The organism is Acinetobacter calcoaceticus (assembly GCF_051947995.1).
In the GTDB taxonomy this organism is placed as follows: Bacteria; Pseudomonadota; Gammaproteobacteria; order Pseudomonadales; family Moraxellaceae; genus Acinetobacter.
In genome coordinates, this window is sequence record NZ_JBLVVH010000002.1 from 200,188 (window position 1) to 219,522 (window position 19,335).

The 19,335-nt window shown below is 42.6% G+C and carries 21 protein-coding genes; 9 read left to right on the forward strand and 12 right to left on the reverse strand.

Annotated elements, in window-relative coordinates; all coding sequences use genetic code 11:
* Nucleotides 1–75 precede the first annotated feature (75 nt).
* Genes ACNQO6_RS04065 through thyA form a run of 3 tightly spaced genes read right to left on the reverse strand, consistent with a single transcriptional unit; the run spans nt 76 to nt 2,522 of the window.
* The gene (locus tag ACNQO6_RS04065; protein ID WP_440208174.1) at nt 76–1,131 is read right to left on the reverse strand and encodes an Lnb N-terminal periplasmic domain-containing protein; all 1,056 of its coding nucleotides are present in this window, start codon (nt 1,129–1,131) and stop codon (nt 76–78) included.
* A gap of 18 nt (nt 1,132–1,149) precedes the next feature.
* Nucleotides 1,150–1,659, reverse strand: coding sequence for a dihydrofolate reductase (locus ACNQO6_RS04070; RefSeq protein ID WP_343579862.1), 510 nt, complete (start codon nt 1,657–1,659; stop codon nt 1,150–1,152).
* A 20-nt stretch (nt 1,660–1,679) separates the two neighbouring features.
* On the reverse strand, nt 1,680–2,522 hold the full coding sequence (gene thyA / locus ACNQO6_RS04075) for a thymidylate synthase (RefSeq protein ID WP_005280599.1): 843 nt from the start codon (nt 2,520–2,522) through the stop codon (nt 1,680–1,682).
* Nucleotides 2,523–2,750: 228 nt separating this feature from the next.
* Between thyA and ACNQO6_RS04080 the strand changes: the two genes are divergently transcribed.
* Nucleotides 2,751–3,023: a hypothetical protein gene (locus ACNQO6_RS04080; RefSeq protein WP_440208175.1), complete on the forward strand. Its 273-nt coding sequence runs from the start codon at nt 2,751–2,753 to the stop codon at nt 3,021–3,023.
* Nucleotides 3,024–3,169: 146 nt separating this feature from the next.
* Here the strand turns inward: ACNQO6_RS04080 and ACNQO6_RS04085 are convergent, their stop codons facing one another.
* The 3 genes from ACNQO6_RS04085 to ACNQO6_RS04095 all read right to left on the reverse strand — a co-directional run bounded on the left by ACNQO6_RS04085 (nt 3,170) and on the right by ACNQO6_RS04095 (nt 5,415).
* Entirely contained in the window at nt 3,170–3,745 is a 576-nt protein-coding gene (locus ACNQO6_RS04085) for a xanthine phosphoribosyltransferase (protein ID WP_343579859.1), read from the reverse strand.
* A gap of 88 nt (nt 3,746–3,833) precedes the next feature.
* Nucleotides 3,834–4,538, reverse strand: coding sequence for a DUF3108 domain-containing protein (locus ACNQO6_RS04090; RefSeq protein WP_440208176.1), 705 nt, complete (start codon nt 4,536–4,538; stop codon nt 3,834–3,836).
* Between the two features lie 196 nt (nt 4,539–4,734).
* Entirely contained in the window at nt 4,735–5,415 is a 681-nt protein-coding gene (locus ACNQO6_RS04095) for a hypothetical protein (RefSeq protein WP_343579857.1), read from the reverse strand.
* A 244-nt stretch (nt 5,416–5,659) separates the two neighbouring features.
* Here ACNQO6_RS04095 and ACNQO6_RS04100 point away from each other — a divergent pair, with 244 nt between their 5' ends.
* The gene (locus tag ACNQO6_RS04100; protein ID WP_440208177.1) at nt 5,660–6,547 is read left to right on the forward strand and encodes an energy transducer TonB; all 888 of its coding nucleotides are present in this window, start codon (nt 5,660–5,662) and stop codon (nt 6,545–6,547) included.
* Between the two features lie 126 nt (nt 6,548–6,673).
* Here ACNQO6_RS04100 and ACNQO6_RS04105 read toward each other — a convergent pair whose 3' ends face one another.
* From ACNQO6_RS04105 to miaB, 4 genes are all read right to left on the reverse strand, one after another.
* A complete protein-coding gene (locus tag ACNQO6_RS04105; RefSeq protein ID WP_262770003.1) occupies nt 6,674–6,973 on the reverse strand; it encodes an antibiotic biosynthesis monooxygenase family protein in 300 nt (99 codons plus the stop codon).
* An 11-nt stretch (nt 6,974–6,984) separates the two neighbouring features.
* Nucleotides 6,985–7,470, reverse strand: a complete 486-nt coding sequence (ybeY, locus tag ACNQO6_RS04110; RefSeq protein WP_440208178.1) for an rRNA maturation RNase YbeY — start codon at nt 7,468–7,470, stop codon at nt 6,985–6,987.
* 298 nt (nt 7,471–7,768) lie between these two features.
* On the reverse strand, nt 7,769–8,842 hold the full coding sequence (locus ACNQO6_RS04115) for a PhoH family protein (RefSeq protein WP_032870775.1): 1,074 nt from the start codon (nt 8,840–8,842) through the stop codon (nt 7,769–7,771).
* Between the two features lie 40 nt (nt 8,843–8,882).
* On the reverse strand, nt 8,883–10,334 hold the full coding sequence (gene miaB, locus ACNQO6_RS04120) for a tRNA (N6-isopentenyl adenosine(37)-C2)-methylthiotransferase MiaB (protein WP_005226701.1): 1,452 nt from the start codon (nt 10,332–10,334) through the stop codon (nt 8,883–8,885).
* Nucleotides 10,335–10,633: 299 nt separating this feature from the next.
* Here miaB and ACNQO6_RS04125 point away from each other — a divergent pair, with 299 nt between their 5' ends.
* The 4 genes from ACNQO6_RS04125 to ACNQO6_RS04140 all read left to right on the forward strand — a co-directional run bounded on the left by ACNQO6_RS04125 (nt 10,634) and on the right by ACNQO6_RS04140 (nt 14,811).
* Nucleotides 10,634–12,541: a transglycosylase SLT domain-containing protein gene (locus ACNQO6_RS04125; protein WP_440208363.1), complete on the forward strand. Its 1,908-nt coding sequence runs from the start codon at nt 10,634–10,636 to the stop codon at nt 12,539–12,541.
* A gap of 45 nt (nt 12,542–12,586) precedes the next feature.
* Nucleotides 12,587–13,255: a ribonuclease T2 family protein gene (locus ACNQO6_RS04130; RefSeq protein WP_199974262.1), complete on the forward strand. Its 669-nt coding sequence runs from the start codon at nt 12,587–12,589 to the stop codon at nt 13,253–13,255.
* A gap of 167 nt (nt 13,256–13,422) precedes the next feature.
* The gene (locus tag ACNQO6_RS04135; RefSeq protein ID WP_005226708.1) at nt 13,423–14,409 is read left to right on the forward strand and encodes a malate dehydrogenase; all 987 of its coding nucleotides are present in this window, start codon (nt 13,423–13,425) and stop codon (nt 14,407–14,409) included.
* A 156-nt stretch (nt 14,410–14,565) separates the two neighbouring features.
* On the forward strand, nt 14,566–14,811 hold the full coding sequence (locus tag ACNQO6_RS04140; protein ID WP_343579844.1) for a DUF2789 family protein: 246 nt from the start codon (nt 14,566–14,568) through the stop codon (nt 14,809–14,811).
* Nucleotides 14,812–14,833: 22 nt separating this feature from the next.
* Here the strand turns inward: ACNQO6_RS04140 and ACNQO6_RS04145 are convergent, their stop codons facing one another.
* Complete coding sequence (locus ACNQO6_RS04145) at nt 14,834–15,361, reverse strand: hypothetical protein (protein WP_440208179.1); 528 nt, start codon at nt 15,359–15,361, stop codon at nt 14,834–14,836.
* Between the two features lie 64 nt (nt 15,362–15,425).
* Nucleotides 15,426–16,037: a 2OG-Fe(II) oxygenase gene (locus tag ACNQO6_RS04150; RefSeq protein ID WP_262755739.1), complete on the reverse strand. Its 612-nt coding sequence runs from the start codon at nt 16,035–16,037 to the stop codon at nt 15,426–15,428.
* A gap of 120 nt (nt 16,038–16,157) precedes the next feature.
* Here ACNQO6_RS04150 and ACNQO6_RS04155 point away from each other — a divergent pair, with 120 nt between their 5' ends.
* Genes ACNQO6_RS04155 through ACNQO6_RS04165 form a run of 3 tightly spaced genes read left to right on the forward strand, consistent with a single transcriptional unit; the run spans nt 16,158 to nt 18,963 of the window.
* Nucleotides 16,158–17,015, forward strand: a complete 858-nt coding sequence (locus ACNQO6_RS04155) for a 23S rRNA (adenine(2030)-N(6))-methyltransferase RlmJ (RefSeq protein ID WP_343579841.1) — start codon at nt 16,158–16,160, stop codon at nt 17,013–17,015.
* 38 nt (nt 17,016–17,053) lie between these two features.
* Complete coding sequence (pssA, locus tag ACNQO6_RS04160) at nt 17,054–17,887, forward strand: CDP-diacylglycerol--serine O-phosphatidyltransferase (RefSeq protein WP_004774322.1); 834 nt, start codon at nt 17,054–17,056, stop codon at nt 17,885–17,887.
* 17 nt (nt 17,888–17,904) lie between these two features.
* The gene (locus ACNQO6_RS04165) at nt 17,905–18,963 is read left to right on the forward strand and encodes a DUF6670 family protein (RefSeq protein WP_440208180.1); all 1,059 of its coding nucleotides are present in this window, start codon (nt 17,905–17,907) and stop codon (nt 18,961–18,963) included.
* Nucleotides 18,964–19,335: the final 372 nt, after the last annotated feature.

Consider the following 19,335-nt stretch of genomic DNA (forward strand, 5'->3'; position numbering starts at 1 on the left):
CAACATGGAGTAGCGCGGGATATTTAGTATCCTTTTGTAAACATTAAGATACTTTTAATGAAATTAGTGGAAAAGTCACTCAACTTTCGGTAGACCTGCGCGAATCACATCTGAAAAATATTCACTGCTGCGATTAGGTTGCTGGTCGTATTGTTCAGCACGAGAGTTGATATGTGCCAGACGATACCATTCATTGATACTGTAATTCTGGTTGAGTGCTTTCAGGTCGTAAAGATAGTTGGGCAAATACCCTGAGGCCAGTAAGCGATAATCTTTTGGCAACTGATGCGGATTAATGGCCTGGACCATATCAAAAACTAAGGTCGTGCAGTTACTGGTTAGGGTGTTGTACCATTTTGCTTCTTCGCGTAGTTCATCGGCCTGCTTCAGATATTCAATAAACAGCGCTTTACGCTCTGCTGGGGGCATTTTGACAGGAAATAAATAAACCTGCTCATGACGAATATTACTGCGTGTATACACAATATCTTTTTCGTCTGAAGCGACTAGGCTGAGCTCGTATTTACGGAAAAAACCGCCAATGGCAGAAAAATCTTCGCCTTTCTCTTTGCGGATCTCAATTGAAAATACCAGAGGCTTTTGATCGGCAAAATCAAAGCTGACCAGTGTATGGGCAATCTGCGGACCCATCCAGTAAGAAGTGATGACATTGATGCCAGTAATTTTGTTTAGATCAATGCTTCGGTCTTCCCAGCGAATGTCATACGTCCCGTCCGCATGCCAGTCAAAGTTACGGACCTTGTGTAAGGTAACCAGATCGCTTTGTTTGCTATAGCTGAGCTGTTCGGCAACTTCTGGATTCCAGTCACGGTCTTGTCTGGCTTCGATAGAAAAATACCAGATCAAGGAACAGGCAAAGGCAACACAATAAATAATGATATCCGTACGGCGGCTGATGAGATGACCGCTGAAATATACACCCAGCAGGCTCAGTGCAAACAGGCTCCAGAGTACAATTGTGATGCGGCTAAAGAAGGTACCGAGCGGTTGCTGAATCCAGAGCGCAAGGCAAAGCCAGATACTCGAAAGAACCACGAATAAGGTGAAGAGACCGTGTAAAAGTCCGATCCCTAACGCAATAAAAAACTCACGTGATCCTATGTTATGCATGGCAACTGCGATCCATTATTATTTTTGGTAGGTCGCAAACTCGAAAGCGACACCAGACTTCTCATCGCGATGTTGTTCTGAGTTTACTTTATGAAAATCCTCAGAGATTTCTGGATAATGTGCATCGCCTTGAACATCAAGGTCTACATGGGTTAACTCTAGGCGATCAGCAATATTAAGGGTTTGAGTAAAAATCTCTCCACCCCCAATAATAAATAAAGACGCTTTTTCAGCGTGTTGTGCATCTGTAAGTGCACCGTTCAATGCCTCTTCGATGCTGTGTGCGATTTTAACCCCTTCGAACTGCCAAGACGGATCACGGGTAATCACCCAGTTAACACGGTTAGGAAGGGCACGGCCCATAGATTCAAGGGTTTTGCGACCCATGATCACCACACCACCTTGCGTGATGGCCTTGAAGTGCTTGAGATCAGCCGAGATATGCCACGGCAAAGCATTGCCTTTGCCGATACAGCGATTTTTATCCATCGCAACTACGTGAACAACTTCAGTGCCTTGCCATGCCATTTTATATTCTCTCTAATCTTTTAAACTGCGACGGGTGCTTTAATTGCTGGATGTGACTCATAGCCAACAATTTCAATATCTTCAAATTTAAAATCAAAAATATCGGTAATTTCCGGATTTAACTTTAATTCACAGAGTGGCAATGGTTCACGAGAAAGCTGTAATTGAGCCTGCTCAAAATGGTTGGCATATAAATGTGTGTCACCACCTGTCCAGACAAAATCACCCACCCCTAAACCGCACACTTGCGCAATCATATGGGTCAGTAGGGCATAGCTGGCAATATTAAAGGGTACGCCTAAGAATACATCGGCACTGCGTTGGTACAGCTGGCAGGATAATTTGTTATCTTGGACAAAAAACTGGAACAGGGTATGACAAGGGGGCAAAGCAACTTTACCTGCTTCATTCGGATTCCAGCCAGACACGATCAAACGACGTGAGTTCGGATTGGTCTTGATTTCATTCACCAGCCATTTGATCTGGTCAAAACCATCTTGCTGATAGCTGCCATCTGCATTTTGGGTTGCGCCAAAGTTACGCCATTGGTGACCATAAACAGGGCCAAGCTCGCCTTCTGGACGGCCAAAGCGCGCCGTTTGCTCAGCCGTTGCCCATTCATCCCAGATCGTGACTTTGTTGTCTTTTAGGTATTGAACGTTGGTATCGCCTTTGAGAAACCAGAGCAGCTCAATCACGATAGAACGGAAATGTACTTTTTTAGTGGTCAGTAATGGAAAACCTTGTGAAAGATCAAAGCGCATCTGATGACCGAATACTGAACGTGTTCCTGTTCCTGTACGGTCACCTTTGTCGCCGCCATTGTCGAGGATATGTTGTAAAAGGTCTAAATATGTACGCATCGTCATTCCTATCGCAAATTTTGCTCGGGCTAATCTTATCAGATTTAGGTCATAAATAATGGTTCTATTTTGACACGACGAGACCCGGCCGATGCGAGTTGCTTTGCCATTTGCATATTTTTTTTACTGGAAGTCCTGTCTGTATTTTATTATTGGCGTCTATTCTTGCTTCTATTATAAATGGATAAGATTGTTAGCCGTTAAAGAACATAAGAGGAGCTTATGCTGATGTTGAGTGAACAAGAAATCAAAAGCATGTCCGAGCAAGAATTTCTCTTAAAATATAGTGAAATTGATAATAAGGGGTCAAATTATGTATTCAATGCAATAGGGATCTTGGTGCTGGCTGCAATTCTGTTGATTACCGGGATTTGGGCTGGGGACACTCTGGTCTATCTCGCTTTTGGCGTTCTGGGAGTAAGTGTTTTCTTTTATAAGCAAGGAATGAATTATAAAAAGAAGGCTGTGGGCTTATGGCTGATGAGATATCCAAATCATTAATTTTTTGTTTTAAGCAGTACTGGATGAGGCTTGAAAAGGGCAGGACGCTGCTGTTATAGAGCATGTCTAAGGTGCTGGATGAACGGGTTTGTTGCTAAATAAAAAAGCGGATGAATTGTCATCCGCTTTTTTCTCGGTTTTGAATCTTATTCAGTCACAAAAGTCACTTTGCCATCTTCTAAAGATTTAACACGAGCTAAGGACTCAACGCGGTAGCCTTTTTCAAGCAACACGTCACGACCCGGCTGGAATGATTTTTCAATCACGATACCAACACCAACTACTTCAGCATTTGCTTGGTGGATCAAGTCGATGAGACCTAAAGCAGCCTGACCATTGGCAAGGAAGTCATCAATTACAAGTGCTTTGTCGCTTGAGCTGATGTGCTTGTTTGAAATCGCAATGGTGCTTTCAGTTTGTTTGGTAAACGAGAACACTTTAGAACGGTAAAGGTCGTCTTTGAGTGTTAATGACTGGTATTTACGGGCGAAAATAACAGGAACGCCAAGTTCTAAACCTGCCATGATTGCAGGTGCAATACCTGAAGCTTCGATGGTAATAATTTTAGTAATACCTGCATCTTTAAAGCGAGCGGCAAACTCTTTACCAATCAGCTGCATTAACACAGGATCGATTTGGTGGTTTAAGAAAGCGTCAACTTTCAACACCTGATCAGATAGAACGATACCTTCATTTAAGATTTTCTGTTCTAAAGCGTACACGGGAGAATCCTCTAAACGGATGCTTGTTCAAGCAAAGGCATATTTTAAAAAGCATCAAAAAAAATGCAAGCCAAAATTGACCAGTTGCTTAGTTTGTTTTACCCGAATAACCGGTTAATAACAGTCCGTAAGACGATTTTCCATCATTATGTGCCATTTTTACTGGCAAATAGTCAAGTTTTGGTGCTAACCAGAATACGGTATTACGTTCCGGTTTATCGTGCTGCATAACCACTTTAATGGTATTAAATGTCCCATAAGGTGTCTTGATACTTTCTGTACCTTGCTTGACAAAACGGCGTTCATCCAGTGCTTTGGCATCCGCAATCAAATATTTGCTTTTTAGCGAATTATTTTTCAAATCTTCACGGATTTGCAACTCGGCATTCAACTCATCCAGCGCGCCTGCCTGCCATGCAAATGAACGGGTCTGATCATCCTTCTTGGTCTCCACAACTTTACTGCCTGGGTTGAAGTTAATACTCATCGTATTGCTGTGAATCAGGATCTTGCTACTACGGCTAAAGTTTTGTGAGGTAATTTTGTTATTAGCAAAATTAAACTGGCTGGTTTCAGAGGCAGACGCAATCGCACCTGCTTTGGCATTGAACTTATACGTCCAGTTATTGCCTTGTTGAGAAAGGGTACGTGTTGCAGAGCCCAGATTCTTGTTGTTGTAGCTAAATTGATAGCTGGCCTGGAAAGGGGCCATCGCCAATGCATGACTAGATAAGCTTGCACTTAGAAGGGCTGCAGAGGTAATACCTGCTACTTTCAATAATTTCTTTGTCATAACATTCTATCCTCTGAGTGACCATGGAAAGTCAATCACTCATTTATCACTACGATTTAAGACTATTATGCTTGCAGATTGTGTAGAAAAGATCAGGCTTTTTACTAAGCGCTTGTTAATTTTTCGTATAAATCATGAAGTTGTGTATATGCGTGGTATGCGTTATGGTGCAACATACCACCGAGCAATCAATGTACTATTTGTTTGGGGCTTTTTGCTGAATGGGCGTGACTTCAGTATCTTCCAGACTATCTTCATCAAAGTCATCATCGTTTGATGGTGAAAGAATTGCAGCCAGATTGACGTTGCCCCAGACAATGAGTTCTGCTGGACGTACCCGGGCACGATTCACATGCACTTTGCTCAGGGTTTCAATAATACTGGCTTTCTTGCCGAGCCAGCGGTTGAGATCCAGATAAAGTAAGTCGTCTTTGACCTTGACGATGTCAAAATGTTCCAGAATTTTACCCAGAGGATCTTCTTCGCGGAATTTCTGGTAATACCAGATGGCAATATAAAAGCCCCATTTCTGAAAAATATTCTTGAATTTTGCCTCAATTACCTGCGTATTGCTGATCTGTTCAAACACCATCAGTTGTACGTTCTGATTCATTTCCATCTGAATCAATTTTAAGTCGACCGAGAGCGTGGTATGTAAGCCTTTCACATCTAGCGTCGTATATAAGCGTAACCAGCCATCATATAAATCGGCATGCAGGTCTTTCATCATGTCGACATTTTCTGTGACATAACGTTCCATGGTGGCATTCACAAACACTTGTGAAAGCGAAAACTCTCTTTCTTCTTCGATGAATTCTTCTGCTTTTTGGTAAACTTTACGTAGACGTTTAAAAACGGATGAAATTAGCGTTTGCATAAAAGTTGTTCCAGAAAGTGAATTGATAGGTCATGCAATGCCACGATCTTTGTATTAACTAAAAAATAAAAATAAATTTCTAACTTGCAGTGTAGCAAAATTAATTGCTACATTTTCATAAAATGCTGGTATGGAAACACTGTAACTATAAGTGGATCACATTTTTGTAAATTTTTGAATATTGTTTTGGTTTTTATACGGTTATCACCGTTGGGGATGGGGCATTTTTTGCCGCTTGAATCGCATGTGGAATAAAATAAATTTTCGTTCAACGCTGTCTGGTTACTGGTGGCAAGATCCGCTTTTTGTGGGTGCAGTTGCTTTGGCAATGCTGCTGCATGGCGCTGTGCTGGCTATTCATTTTACTATGCCTTCTCCTTCAGATACCTCAACCAAAGAGATTGCGGTCACCGTGCGTCCAAGTGCGGATAAAGTCAAAGAGGCGGATTTTCTGGCACAGGCGGATCAACAGGGTTCGGGTGACTTTCGTCAAGCGCATCGTATGTCGAGCGATATGCCAGCGCCCATGCAAGCAGATGCAACAACAGGCAAGTCTGCGCTAGAAAGTCTGGAAAAAATTCAGCAGAAGCGTGAACTCAAATTTGAAGAAAAAGTATTAATGACGGTTTTAAGCTGGCAAAAACAGGCCGAACAAAGCGAACGTAAAAAGACGCTGGATGAGTTACAAAGCCAGTTTCAGACCAAGGCTGCGATGGTGGCGAGCTTGGAAGCACAATATTTACAACGACAGCAAAATTTTAGCCGCAAACAACGAATTAAAACCGTCGATGGCATTCAGGCCAAACAAGATGCATCCGCTGCCTATCTGGATAAATTCCGTCAAAAAGTTGAATTATATGGCAACCGTTATTATCCAGATGAGGCAAAGCAGCAGCGTTTAGCCGGAGAAGTGCGTTTAATGGTGATTTTGAATGCTGAGGGCGGGATTCGGGCAATTCGCTTAATCGAAAGTTCGGGGCATTCTGTTTTGGATGAAGCCGCTAAAGCCTCGGTACGTCGTGGCGCACCCTTTGGCGCATTTGATACGGCCATGAAAAAGGATATTTCTGAGTTGCGAATTATCCGGACTTGGCGTTTTGACCCCGTTGATGCAGAGTTTGAAGTGCATTAATTGTAAATCATTGAATAGCATACTGAATATAACCTTATTCCTTATCTTTGCGAAGAGAGTAAATCATAAAAAAACGGCTGTATTTCGCCGTTTTTTTATGCGGTTTGTGGATAAGTTTGTCTTTATTCACAATTCCTTTTGACTGGAATAGGCTCGTTCAATCTTACAGATTTCAACGCTAAAGTCCTGATACCATTTTTCTTTACCTAAGCGCTGGGCTACTTGATGCGCTGCATCTTGTTGCCAACGTTGAATATCTTCAAGGCTATGCCAATAAGACAGGGCAATTTCAAAACCATTTTCACTGCATGCTTCAAACTTGGCACAGTTAAACTGGCTCAAGGCTTTATGTCTGAGCATTTGGGCCATGTCTGAATACGTTGCATCAAGTGCTTTGATCGTGGCTTTAAAAATAACGATATACATAGGAGCTTGGCCTAGTTTTCATCAGCTTGGTAAGGATTGGCAATCCCCAGTTTTTTCAGAATCTCGATTTCTAACGCTTCCATCTCTTCAGCGTCGGCTTCACTGGTCTCATGATCGTAACCGAGTAAATGTAAAACGCCATGGACCAGTAAATGATTGAAATGATCATTTGGTGCTTTTTGCTGTTCAGCGGCTTCTTGTAAAACTACAGGAATACAAATGACTAAATCACCGAGTGGCTCTGCATCCAGTAAGCTGAGCATTTCCTCTGGGATATCACTGGGGAAAGACAGCACATTGGTCGGTTTGTCTTTTTCACGATATTGCAAATTGAGTTCATGGCTTTCTGCTAGATCTACACAGGCAATCCCGATTTCACAATTGACATCGAAACCGACATGACGCAGTGCGGTTTCGATATTTTTTTTGATTTGCCCGCGTTTGAGTGGCAATTCAGCAGCTTGAAAGTCTTGTTGAAGACTTAAATTGATTTTCAAAATAGATCCTTAGATATAAATTAGATCTACGAGCTTAGATTGAGTCTAAGAAATGTAGATAAAGATCATGGTGGAATCGTGCCACATTCTCATCCATTTGCTGGATAAGCCTTCGGCGCGACCTACTTTTGTTTTGGCAAAAGTAGGCAAAACCTGATTTTACATTATTGTAACGTTAGATCCGCATCCTTCATTCACAGCATAGCTGTTCATCTTGCGCTCAGACAAAGCATAGCTTTGTTTATCTTCGCTCAGGTTGCGAATGACAGCTCCGAGTATCGAACTAGATTGATATTATTTAATGCTGAGCATCAGCTTTCTCATCATTTTCTGCAATCAGTGCTTCTTGTTTGGCTTTGCGTTCGGCGCGGGCTTCTGCTGACAAGCGTTGCTGCTCATTATCCCAGCCTTCATAAGCTTCAACAATTTTTTGTACCAGTTGATGGCGCACCACATCACGAGAGTGGAAACGGGTGATATGAATTTCATGCACATTTTCCAGTACCCGTAAGGCTTGTGCCAAACCGGACTGCTGGCCGCGTGGCAAATCAACCTGAGTCACGTCCCCGGTGATTACGGCACGAGAGCCAAAACCTAAACGGGTCAGGAACATTTTCATCTGTTCGGGTGTGGTATTTTGCGCTTCATCCAAAATCACGAAAGAGTGATTCAGGGTGCGTCCGCGCATGTAGGCGAGGGGGGCAACTTCAATCACTTGGCGTTCAATCAGTTTGGCTACTTTTTCAAAACCCAGCATTTCATACAGGGCATCGTACAGCGGACGCAAGTACGGGTCGATTTTCTGGGTCAGATCGCCAGGTAAGAAACCCAGCTTTTCACCTGCTTCAACCGCTGGGCGAACCAGTAAAATGCGCTGAATCTCATTGCGTTCCAGCATATCAACCGCAGCAGCGACTGCTAGATAGGTCTTACCTGTCCCGGCAGGGCCGATACCGAATGAAATATCACTTTGTAAAATGCGTTGTACGTAACGTTTTTGATTGGCACCACGTGGGTTGATTCGCCCTTTGCGGGTCTGCAACCAAACACTGTCAAGGCCAGTATGTTCCTGTTCTGAATCATCCATGAGTTCACGGTCGGTCTGTGAACCCTGGATCATCAAATGAATCACATCGGCACTGATCTGTGAGGAAATTTCTGATTCTTGATAGAGCCGCTGCAATAGTGCTTCGGCTCTTTCGACTGCTTCTATATCACCATCGAGATAAAAGGCATCGCCACGGTGAGTAATTTTGACATCTAAACGTTGTTCGATTTGTTTTAAATGCCCGTTATACGCACCGAGCATGCTTTTCAAGCGTTCCAATTGAATCTCAGGGAACGTTACTGTACGTCGAATCGCTGCAGTCAAGATAAACCCTTTTTGTTGCTTTGTAGGAATAACCCTTACATTACGCCACGTCAGGTTCAAGATTCAAGAGTTCTCCGTAAACTAAATTTAAAGTTTTGATTTCAGTGATCTCGATCTCTGCAAAACGACCAACCCACGCGGCATCACCGATAAAGGTGACTAAACGTGTGTTGTCTGCGGTACCGATTAAAACATTCGGGTCTTTATCCGATACTTTTTCAATCAGGACGCGTTCAATTTTACCGAGCATGGCATCAGTTTTATCGATACTCGATTTTTTAATCACTTCCTGAACTTGCGCAAGTCGATCTTTTTTCACTTGCTCAGGTGTGCTATCCGGTAAGTCCGATGCAGGTGTGCCCGGACGTTTTGAATAAACAAAACTGTAAGAGTGATCGAAATCTAAATCTTTAATAAATTGCAAGGTTTCAGCAAAGTGTTCATCTGTTTCCCCCGGGAAGCCGATAATGAAGTCACTGGATAAATGCATATCTGGACGCACTTTGCGTAGCTTGGCAATTTTATCAATGTACACATCAATGGTGTGGTTGCGCTTCATGGCTTGCAGTACATCGTTCGAACCACTTTGTACTGGCAAGTGTAAATGCGACACCATTTGCGGTAAATCACGGTAGCACTGAATCAGATCATCTGAAAATTCAAGCGGGTGAGAGGTGGTATAGCGTAGACGACCGATTCCTGGAATCTCTGCAACCAAGCGCAATAATTCAGGGAAGGTACAAATGCCACCTTCGAAGGTTTCACCGCGGTAACCATTCACGTTTTGGCCCAGTAAGCTGATTTCACGAACCCCTTTTTCAGCTAAACCGGCAATTTCAGCCAGCACGTCATCCAGCGGACGAGACACTTCTTCACCACGGGTATAGGGAACCACACAGAAAGAACAGTATTTAGAGCAGCCTTCCATGATGGAGACAAATGCCTTAAAGCCTTCGACACGTGGTTCAGGCAGGAAGTCGAATTTTTCGATATCCGGGAAAGAAATATCTACCAGTTTGATTTTTTCTTTCTTTGGCTTTTCCACTTGCTCATTATGCTGATCCAGCATTTGTGGCAAACGGTGTAAGGTTTGCGGGCCAAAGACCATGTCGACATAAGGTGCACGTTTTTGAATGTTGTCGCCTTCTTGAGAAGCAACACAACCACCGACACCAATCACCAGATCAGGATTTTTTTCTTTAAGTTTGCGCCAGCGGCCTAAACCACTGAAGACCTTTTCTTGGGCTTTTTCACGAATCGAACAGGTATTCATCAGCAGAATATCCGCATCATTCGGGTTGTCAGTGAGCACATAACCGTGCGAATCACCTAATAAATCTGCCATACGATGACTGTCATACTCATTCATCTGACACCCTTGAGTTTCAATATATAACTTCTTAATTGAAACATCAGCGGTGTGCATGGGCTGGGTAACAGTGTTTTCTGAGGCAGCTTTTACAGCACTGGGAATGAATGTTTGAACCGTCATGCAGGCTCCTAAACAAGGTGGATTTAAATAAACCGCGGATTATAGCAGTATTTTTGCTTGTGCGCAGAGAATAAAAAACTGACAAAAATGGACAGTTTGTGAATAAAATTGTGTGAATTTTAATGAATATGAATCAGTAATTTACATAACACAACAATAGTGAGAAGCTAGACTTATTACACTATGTAAGCAGGCAAAATTGGGCATAGATATTGATGAAGATGAAAAAGCAGTGTGATTTAATAACAACAGGAAGACGTAAATCGAATAATAAGAACAGTTTCCGTCGTTTTATTGCCATGAGTGGAATGATTGCCTGCTCGTCGGTCTATGCTTTGGACGAACAATTCAATGATGCCCTGCGTGCTGCCAATTCGGGTAATACGGCTTTGCTCGATCAATATCAATATTCAATGCAAAATGATGCATTGGGTTATTATCCAGAATACTGGAAACTGAATACCAATCTCGGTTTTCAGCCAGCGACGTCCATTATCAGTTTTGCTCAGCGTTATCCGCAATCCGCAATGGCTGAAAAACTCGCGGCCGATTATGTCGAAGAAAAAGTTAAACAGGCCAGCTTCGCCGATGCCAAGCCCGTACTGAGTTATGTCACCAATCCTGATCAGGAAGAAAGTTGTGCGGTGGCCCAAGTGCGTGCCAAGACGGGCGATAGTCTGGTTTTTGCTGAATATAAAGACATCTGGCTGACGACCAGTACTCAACCTGAATCGTGTAATGGCTTGGGACGTTTGATGTTGTCCAGTCCCTTAATGACATCACAGGATCGTCAGCAACGTTTGTGGGGACAATTGCGCGCAGGTCAATCTGGCCCAGCAATTGCCACAGCTCAAACCATGGGCCTGAATCTTTCGCTGGCTCAGTTTAACCAGATTCAGGCCAATCCATTGGGCTATTTATGGAGTGCCCCTAAGTCCAACGATGCCGATTATGCTTATCTGATTTTTGCGCTTGGCCGTGTTGCCGATAGTGACTTAACCAATGCTTTAGGTAATGTGCAACGTGTGGTTCAGGATGTGCCTCAACCTGTACAGAAATATCTTTACCGCACCATTGGCTATGTCGGTGGAACCACTGTGATGAAAAACGGTTTTAACCGTGAAGTACTGAACGCGTTTGATCAGAGTTATGGCTATCCGTTTAGTCCGGAAGAAGCTGAAATCTATGCGCGTCAGGCGATTCGTTTCGGGGCCTGGGAAAGTCTGATTCGTGCCATTGATGCGATGTCGGTAACCCAAAAACAGGAAGATCGCTGGCAGTACTGGTTGGCACGTGCCTCTGAGCAACGTTCCGATGGGGGTTCCAAACAGGCGGCTCAGCAGATTTATCGTAAACTGGCACAAGGTGGTGACGATTATCATAATTTGCTAGCCAAAGACCGTATCGGCGAACGCTATAACCATCAGCCTTATAATGAACAGCCAAGCGCCCAAGATACCCAGCGTCTCAACCAGAATATTCATTTTCGACGTGCCTTTGCATTAAGAAATATCAATGCGCCTGCAAATTATACCAACCGCGAATGGAACTGGGCCGTCCGCCAAGCCTATCTGCAACATGATGATGGTTTATTGCTTGCTGCAGCAAAACGCGCGCATGACATGGGCTGGTATGATCGCGCCATTTATGCGGCTGACCGGACCACGTCTCGTCATAACGATACCTATCGTTATGCAACACCACATCGCAGTAATGTGACCAGCCATAGTTACAATGCTGGTATTGATCCCGCTTGGGCATATGGTTTAATGCGTCAGGAAAGTCGTTTTGTGACCTCTGCACGTTCGAATGTCGGGGCAGGCGGTCTCATGCAGATTATGCCAAACACGGCAAAACTGATTGCACGCCAAATGGGTGAGACCTATAACCCTGCCGCATTAAGTGAAATGAATACCAATATTCGTTACGGTACTTATTACCTTTCAATGATCCAGAGTCAATTGAGTGGCAGTTCGGTATTGGCAACGGCAGGTTATAATGCAGGTCCGAACCGTGCCCGTCGTTGGCAGCCGGATAATCAGACCATGGCAGCAGATCAGTACACCGAAACCATTCCATTACTGGAAACACGTGACTATGTGAAACATGTCATGACCAATGCGACACATTATGGTGTGGTACTGGGACAGGGCGCACAGTCGCTAGAAAAACGCATGAGTACCATACCTGTGCGCAATAGTCCTTAAACACACGAAGATGTTTAATTTGAGATAATGAAGTTTTTGCATTTGATGAAAGCCGTCGACTTATTAAAAGGGCAGTGGATGAAAGCGATACAGGCATTGATCTGTTATCTGGCCTTATCATTTGCTGCACCGTTATATGCAGCTGATAAACAGGATGTTGCCGGTTATGTCATGCATGTACAAATGACGCCTGCTGCCTGCGCATTTGATTCATCAAGACAAAAACAACGTAAATGTCTGGAAGGCTATTCGCTGACCATTGCAAGTTTGCTGCCTGAAGTGCCTTTAAACCGGGATTGCTCGACCAAGACTTCTGCCAGATTGTCACCTTTGCAGGCGAAAGTGGTTGCACGGGTCATGCCGGATGAAAATGCACGGGTCCAATTGTGGCAGGATGTGGGCGGATGCATGCCAATGAATGCCAGCCAATACTTTAGAACCATTATTAATTTCGCTGAACGCCTGAAAATACCGGCTGATTTGACCAGTCCAAATACCATTGAAGTACAAAAAGAAAGCCTGAGACAGCAATTTACCAAGCTCAATCCATCGTTGCCGCCAAATGGTATCCGCTTCACCTGCCAATCTTCAAAATTTAATTCGGTTTTGACGGAAATTCGGGTTTGTTATCAAAAAAATGGTCAATATAAACAATGTGCTAGCCATATTGTGACGGGCTGCCCAAGTGAGTTTACGATTAAAGGCAGTTATTAGGCTTTTACCTAGTTTGATTTGTATTTTCTATTAGACTTTCGTTGAAATTCATTCTCTTTTACATGCATATGCATTCGCTTTAGAGTACAATCTTTGCCGTTTATGATAATTCGGTTGAATAATAATAACGTTCAATCGTGCTAACGCATCTCATTGGAGAATATCACATGAAGCAACCCGTTCGTGTTGCCGTTACAGGCGCTGCTGGTCAAATTGGTTATAGCTTATTATTCCGTATCGCAAGCGGCGAAATGTTAGGTAAAGATCAACCAGTCATTTTACAATTGCTTGAAGTTCCTTTTGAGAAAGCTCAACAAGCGCTTAAAGGCGTGATGATGGAACTTGATGACTGTGCTTTCCCGTTATTGGCAGGCATGATCGGGACTGATGATCCTAAAGTTGCATTTAAAGATGCTGACTATGCGTTATTAGTTGGTTCTCGTCCACGTGGTCCAGGTATGGAACGTGCTGACTTATTAAAAGTAAATGGCGAAATCTTCATTGGTCAAGGCCAAGCATTGAACGAAGTTGCAAGCCGTGACGTTAAAGTATTGGTTGTGGGTAACCCTGCGAACACTAATGCTTACATCGCAATGAAATCTGCTCCAGATCTTCCTGCTAAAAACTTCACAGCAATGTTGCGTCTTGACCACAACCGTGCGTTGACTCAACTTGCTCAAAAAGCGGGTGTTGCAGTTTCTGACATCGAAAACATGACTGTTTGGGGTAACCACTCTCCAACAATGTATGCTGACTACCGTTTCGCAACAGCAAATGGCGTAAGCTTAAAAGACAAAATCAACGATGCGGCTTGGAACAAAGATGTGTTCCTTCCAACTGTTGGTAAACGTGGTGCTGCGATTATCGAAGCGCGTGGTTTGTCTTCAGCTGCTTCAGCTGCGAATGCTGCAATTGACCATATGCGTGACTGGGCGCTTGGTACCAACGGCAAATGGGTAACTATGGGTATTCCATCTGATGGTTCTTATGGTATTCCTGAAGGCGTAATGTTCGGTTTCCCTGTAACCACTGAAAACGGTGAATACAAAATCGTTCAAGGTTTGGAAATTGACGAATTCAGCCGTGAGCGTATCAACTTCACGCTGAACGAGCTTGAAGAAGAGCGTGCAGCGATTGCTGACATGGTAAAATAATTTATCAAACTGATAAATTGAAAAAGCACTCTCCCTGAGAGTGCTTTTTTTATACAGAGCACACAAAAAACAACAAGAAAATATAGACATACCTAAGCATCTTCAATCCATTTGCTGATAAATTATTTTGATCGAAAGCACTTATGGAGAATAACAATGTTTGAACAACAACCCACACTGGAACTTTTATTTGAACAACTTGGACTTGGGGCGGATGAAGCAGCAATTGAAAATTTTGTGAAAGCGCATCAGCTTAGTGCTGATCAGAAATTACATGAAGCTGAGTTCTGGAGTGCGGGTCAGAGAGATTTTCTAAAAAGTCACTGGGACAAAGATGATGAATGGGCCATTGTGATTGATGAACTGAATCAACAGTTACATGTAGACAGTACCAAGTCATAATTCGATAAAAATAAAGCTCACATTAGTGAGCTTTATTGCGTAATAGGGTGCTAAACCAGTCTTCTTTACGGACTTCAACAAAAGCGGGGTGAAGCTGTAATAATTCCAGATCATGCTCTAGGCAAGACACATACTTTTTCAACCAGTGACGTGTTAATGCCTGTTCTTGCTTAACGGCAGATGCATAAGCCAAAAAGAAATAAATATCCAGATGCTCATGATGTGCCAGTGGCTTCAAGATCTGCTGAGTAATGAGAGCAAAACGTTGCTCTTTGGTCAGCTCGAAATAAATCATATAAGCTTTGGCTAAATATAAGGAGAGGTTGAGATACAGGCTTAATGGCATTTCCTCATATTCAATCCGTGCCTGTTCAAGCAATACGATTGCTTCTTGCAAGAAATGCAACTGTTCCTGACGCACATGACTCAGTACAACCAGCTGTAAACGCAGGTCTGCACGTTCTAAAGCAAGTTCAGGGCTATTATTCTCTAAAAAGAGTTGGTCAGTTTCACCAATGCGTGCAATGACTTGTTTAGTTTCGTTCGACATGTATTGATCCAGAATCGTCAGTTATGCCTAGGTATATAAGGCTGTTTTTAGGAATTTAAAGGGCTTAGCCCTGATTCCAGATTGAGCTTCCACTACGTAACCATGCAGTAATCGACAAGCGCTGTTGTTTTGAGCGTAGGACCTCATGCAATAAATCGCTCTGGAAAATCGCCAGACGATTAGGTGAGGGCTGGATAATATGCCATTGACCATTCTTATCCTGCAAACGTAATTGACCGCCCCAGTCCTCTTGCCAGCTTTCATGCACATAGAATACGGTGGAAATCATCCGGTCATTTTTTTGTTGCGGATTGTCACGATGCAAAGCATAAAATTCACCTGCGTTATAGCAGGCAAAATGTGCTTCTACTTCTTTGATCCCGAGATAAAAGGCCTGATTTAAAGCTTGTGAGAACTCTTCTAAAGCTTTGAGATGCTGTTGGGCAATCGGTAACTGGCCATCAATCCAGAGAATATGGTCACTCCGGATATGACTGACCACACCGTTTTGTACTCCCGCTGCTCTGAATTCAGCAAGATGAGAGGTGCATTCATGAACAAGAGAGTGTACATATTCATTTGAATAGACATCATCAATTAAGGCAAAGCCAAATTCATTTAAATCATCCAGAATTTGCTCTAAATTCCATGATTCAGCAAGAGAGGTTGGTTGCATGGCACTCCAGTTTAGGACGGGTAGGATTAAAGTGCGATTTTAGACGATCACATCAACGCTAAAGAATACTTTTTTCTTTCATGTTAAACTACCCGCTGAATTGAGGAATAAATTGTTAACATGAATTACCGTCACCATTTCCATGCAGGTAACTTTGCCGATGTGATGAAGCACGTACTTTTGCTTCAACTGCTTGCTCGCTTAAATACTAAAGATAAACCTTATCGATATATTGATACCCATGGCGGTGCCGGTAAATATGATTTATCGACTTCTGAAGCACAAAAATCAGGTGAATTCTTAACGGGTATCCATCGTTTGGTCAAACTTGACGATTCGATTAAGCGGAATGCACCTGAAGGTGTAAAACAATATCTTAAAATTGTTGAAGATATGCGTGCAACTTCGGGTAAAGGTGCTTATCCGGGATCTCCCTGGTTTGCGCTTGAAGGCATGCGTGAAACGGATAAAGCGACTGTGTTTGAAATGCAGCGTGACGTGTTTCAGCAATTATATTTTAATATTCGCGATAAACGTGCCGGCTTGCATGAGCGTGATTTTTATGAAGGTCTGATGGGGGTCATTCCACCGAAAGAAAAGCGTGGATTGGTCATGATTGACCCACCTTATGAAATCGAGCGTAAAGATTTCCCGCAGTTGGTTGAATTACTGCAAACAGCACATAAAAAATGGCCAACAGGCGTATTCGCTGTTTGGTATCCGATCAAGGATCGCGCGATGATTGACCGTTTTGAAAAGAAAATGTTGAAAACCGGTATTCGCCGTCAATTGATTTGTGAAATTTGTGTATGGCCAGATGACACACCAGTCGGTTTGAATGGTTGTGGTTTGTTGGTGATTAATCCACCTTGGAAATTCTCGGAAGATGCGGATCAGGCATTACAATGGTTATTTCCACATTTGCGTATGAGTGAAAATGGTGGACATGCTGCAGTGCGTTGGTTGGTGGGTGAATAACCCATCAACGTCAAAATATTCTTGAGGAATTGAAAATAATGACAAATTCTCTTAAACCTGATTCTGATTTAAATAAAGATGCCCATTCTTTTGATGGCATCACTTTTGAAGTAGAAGAAGAAGAGCATACGCACGAAGGACAAAAAGTGAAACGTCGTGGCATTTATTTGTGGCCGAATTTAATTACAACAGCTGCACTTCTTTCTGGTTTCTACTCAATTATTGCGAGTATGAATGGTAATTTTAACCAGGCCATCTATGCCATTTTCTTGGCCGCATTACTTGATGGTTTAGATGGACGCGTGGCGCGTGCAATTGGCGCACAAAGTGCATTTGGTGAACAATACGACTCACTTTCTGATTTATTGGCCTTTGGTGTCGCACCTGCAATCTTGATGTATAGCTGGAGTTTGCATGACCTCGGACGTATTGGTCTGGCATGCTGTTTTATTTATACCGCGTGTGCTGCTTTCCGCTTGGCCCGTTTCAATGTACAGATTGGTGTGGTGGATAAACGTTACTTTATCGGGATTGCCAGTCCGCTTGCTGCCGTTACCGTGATCTCGCTGGTTTGGGTCGGGCGTGATTTTCCGTTTATCTTTGATTTAAGAGATATTGTAATTCAGGTCATCAATGCTGTGGTTATGGTTGCAGTCGGTTTATTGATGATTTCGAATATCAAATACTATTCGTTTAAACAAATGGATCGTAAACGTGTACCTTTTGTCGTGATGTTGCCTGTGGTCTTGATTTTTGCTGCAATCACGTACAACATTCCTGTAGGGATCTTGATTGTATGTATTCTCTATGTGCTTTCAGGCTTTGTAACGACTTTGTTTGCAAAAAAGAATGATGAAAAAATAACAACCTAAAATTCAGGAGGTTCAGTATGCCAATATTGATGAGTAATAATCAATTAAAGCAGCTGAACCTCAATAAGTCAGATGCTTTAACTTTTCACCCTCCTAAGGGGTTATTTAAAATTGTTTATCAGGCCCTGATCCTGCCGAATTTGCCTGAGCCATTTCACTATTTCAACTTTATTAGCCTGATCGGGCAACCCCGTATTCCAATTTGCTATAACGCCAGTGCCATTACTACAACCGCGATTGATACTGCTACTGTTCTAGTGAGCAGCAGCGCATCCACGGTGGGGCATCTGAAAAGCTATAGTGCAAAAGAACAATGCCAGTTAGAAGTAGATCGCTATCAGTTTCTTGATGTCGATCATATTCAGGCCGATTTTCCTCATTATTATTTTAAACGGAATGATGAAGAACTCAGTTGTCAGCTCAAAGTGAAGATCTGCACGGATATTGAAAATCACTCGGCTTTACAATGGGGAGTGGCAGACTACTGGTATGTCTCTTGCCAATGTGAGGGTGAAATTGTTTATAAAAAACAAAAATACCAAATCGAGGCGCGTGGTGTCTTAAAACATGCCCGGGCGATTTATTTTCCTTTTATCGTTTTTCATTTTTTTACCTATCAAATTATTCAGATTCATCCTGATTTGCAAATCATCATGTCTGAACTCAGAAACCAATGGAATACCATTGTCTTTTCACGGATAGAAATACAAACCAAGGAAGCGACGATTCTGTATGAACATCAGGTAATGCTGGATATCAGGCGGGTTTATCCGAAAGTCAAAACACCGAATGGGCGGGAAATGTATTTACCACGAGAGTTTATTTGGCAGTACCAAGAAAAAGATGAAGTGATTTTTCAGGTGCAAGCCAAAAGTCGGGGAGACTATAAGTTTGGTCTTGCTGCAGGTTATGTAGGTAGCTTTCATTACCAGCTATTATGGAAAAACAAAACTTATGAAGGTACCGGATACTGTGAATATATTGATTGCAGGCCATTACATTGGCAGGAAAAAAATAAAACCGAGCAAATAATCGACCAAATTCCTCATTTTCAGCCTTATTTGTGTAAAAAGTAGACGCTTGGTCAAATAATTTAAATAAAAATAGAAAAGGGTGTTGCAACTGATCTGAAATGCTGTAGAATGCACATCCATCGGCGGTGATGCAGATAAAAACTTGTTGAGAAACAAGGATTTGGCTAAAATGGTTAGATTCTTGGGTTGATTGATAAGTTTGCTAAATATCTAAATTACCTGTTGACTTTTAAGAAATTGAGAGTAATATAGCCGACCTAGCTTGGTGATGACGAATCATCGAGAAGATCATTAAGAGAATAGAAGAACAACTTGTGTGGATTTTTACTGGTTGATCGATCGAAAATATTTCATTGATTAATTGGTTTAAATTTCTCGAAGTTTATTTGAGCAAATATTTAAGTCAGTAATTGA

Bases quoted from the DNA above. Each gene is read 5' to 3' on its own strand.
- ACNQO6_RS04065 (WP_440208174.1), bottom strand. From the start codon at position 1,131: ATGCATAACATAGGATCACGTGAGTTTTTTATTGCGTTAGGGATCGGA.
- ACNQO6_RS04070 (WP_343579862.1), bottom strand. From the start codon at position 1,659: ATGGCATGGCAAGGCACTGAAGTTGTTCACGTAGTTGCGATGGATAAA.
- thyA (WP_005280599.1), bottom strand. From the start codon at position 2,522: ATGCGTACATATTTAGACCTTTTACAACATATCCTCGACAATGGCGGC.
- ACNQO6_RS04080 (WP_440208175.1), top strand. From the start codon at position 2,751: ATGTTGAGTGAACAAGAAATCAAAAGCATGTCCGAGCAAGAATTTCTC.
- ACNQO6_RS04090 (WP_440208176.1), bottom strand. From the start codon at position 4,538: ATGACAAAGAAATTATTGAAAGTAGCAGGTATTACCTCTGCAGCCCTT.
- ACNQO6_RS04095 (WP_343579857.1), bottom strand. From the start codon at position 5,415: ATGCAAACGCTAATTTCATCCGTTTTTAAACGTCTACGTAAAGTTTAC.
- ACNQO6_RS04100 (WP_440208177.1), top strand. From the start codon at position 5,660: ATGTGGAATAAAATAAATTTTCGTTCAACGCTGTCTGGTTACTGGTGG.
- ACNQO6_RS04105 (WP_262770003.1), bottom strand. From the start codon at position 6,973: ATGTATATCGTTATTTTTAAAGCCACGATCAAAGCACTTGATGCAACG.
- miaB (WP_005226701.1), bottom strand. From the start codon at position 10,334: ATGACGGTTCAAACATTCATTCCCAGTGCTGTAAAAGCTGCCTCAGAA.
- ACNQO6_RS04125 (WP_440208363.1), top strand. From the start codon at position 10,634: ATGAGTGGAATGATTGCCTGCTCGTCGGTCTATGCTTTGGACGAACAA.
- ACNQO6_RS04130 (WP_199974262.1), top strand. From the start codon at position 12,587: ATGAAAGCCGTCGACTTATTAAAAGGGCAGTGGATGAAAGCGATACAG.
- ACNQO6_RS04135 (WP_005226708.1), top strand. From the start codon at position 13,423: ATGAAGCAACCCGTTCGTGTTGCCGTTACAGGCGCTGCTGGTCAAATT.
- ACNQO6_RS04140 (WP_343579844.1), top strand. From the start codon at position 14,566: ATGTTTGAACAACAACCCACACTGGAACTTTTATTTGAACAACTTGGA.
- ACNQO6_RS04145 (WP_440208179.1), bottom strand. From the start codon at position 15,361: ATGTCGAACGAAACTAAACAAGTCATTGCACGCATTGGTGAAACTGAC.
- ACNQO6_RS04150 (WP_262755739.1), bottom strand. From the start codon at position 16,037: ATGCAACCAACCTCTCTTGCTGAATCATGGAATTTAGAGCAAATTCTG.
- ACNQO6_RS04155 (WP_343579841.1), top strand. From the start codon at position 16,158: ATGAATTACCGTCACCATTTCCATGCAGGTAACTTTGCCGATGTGATG.
- pssA (WP_004774322.1), top strand. From the start codon at position 17,054: ATGACAAATTCTCTTAAACCTGATTCTGATTTAAATAAAGATGCCCAT.
- ACNQO6_RS04165 (WP_440208180.1), top strand. From the start codon at position 17,905: ATGCCAATATTGATGAGTAATAATCAATTAAAGCAGCTGAACCTCAAT.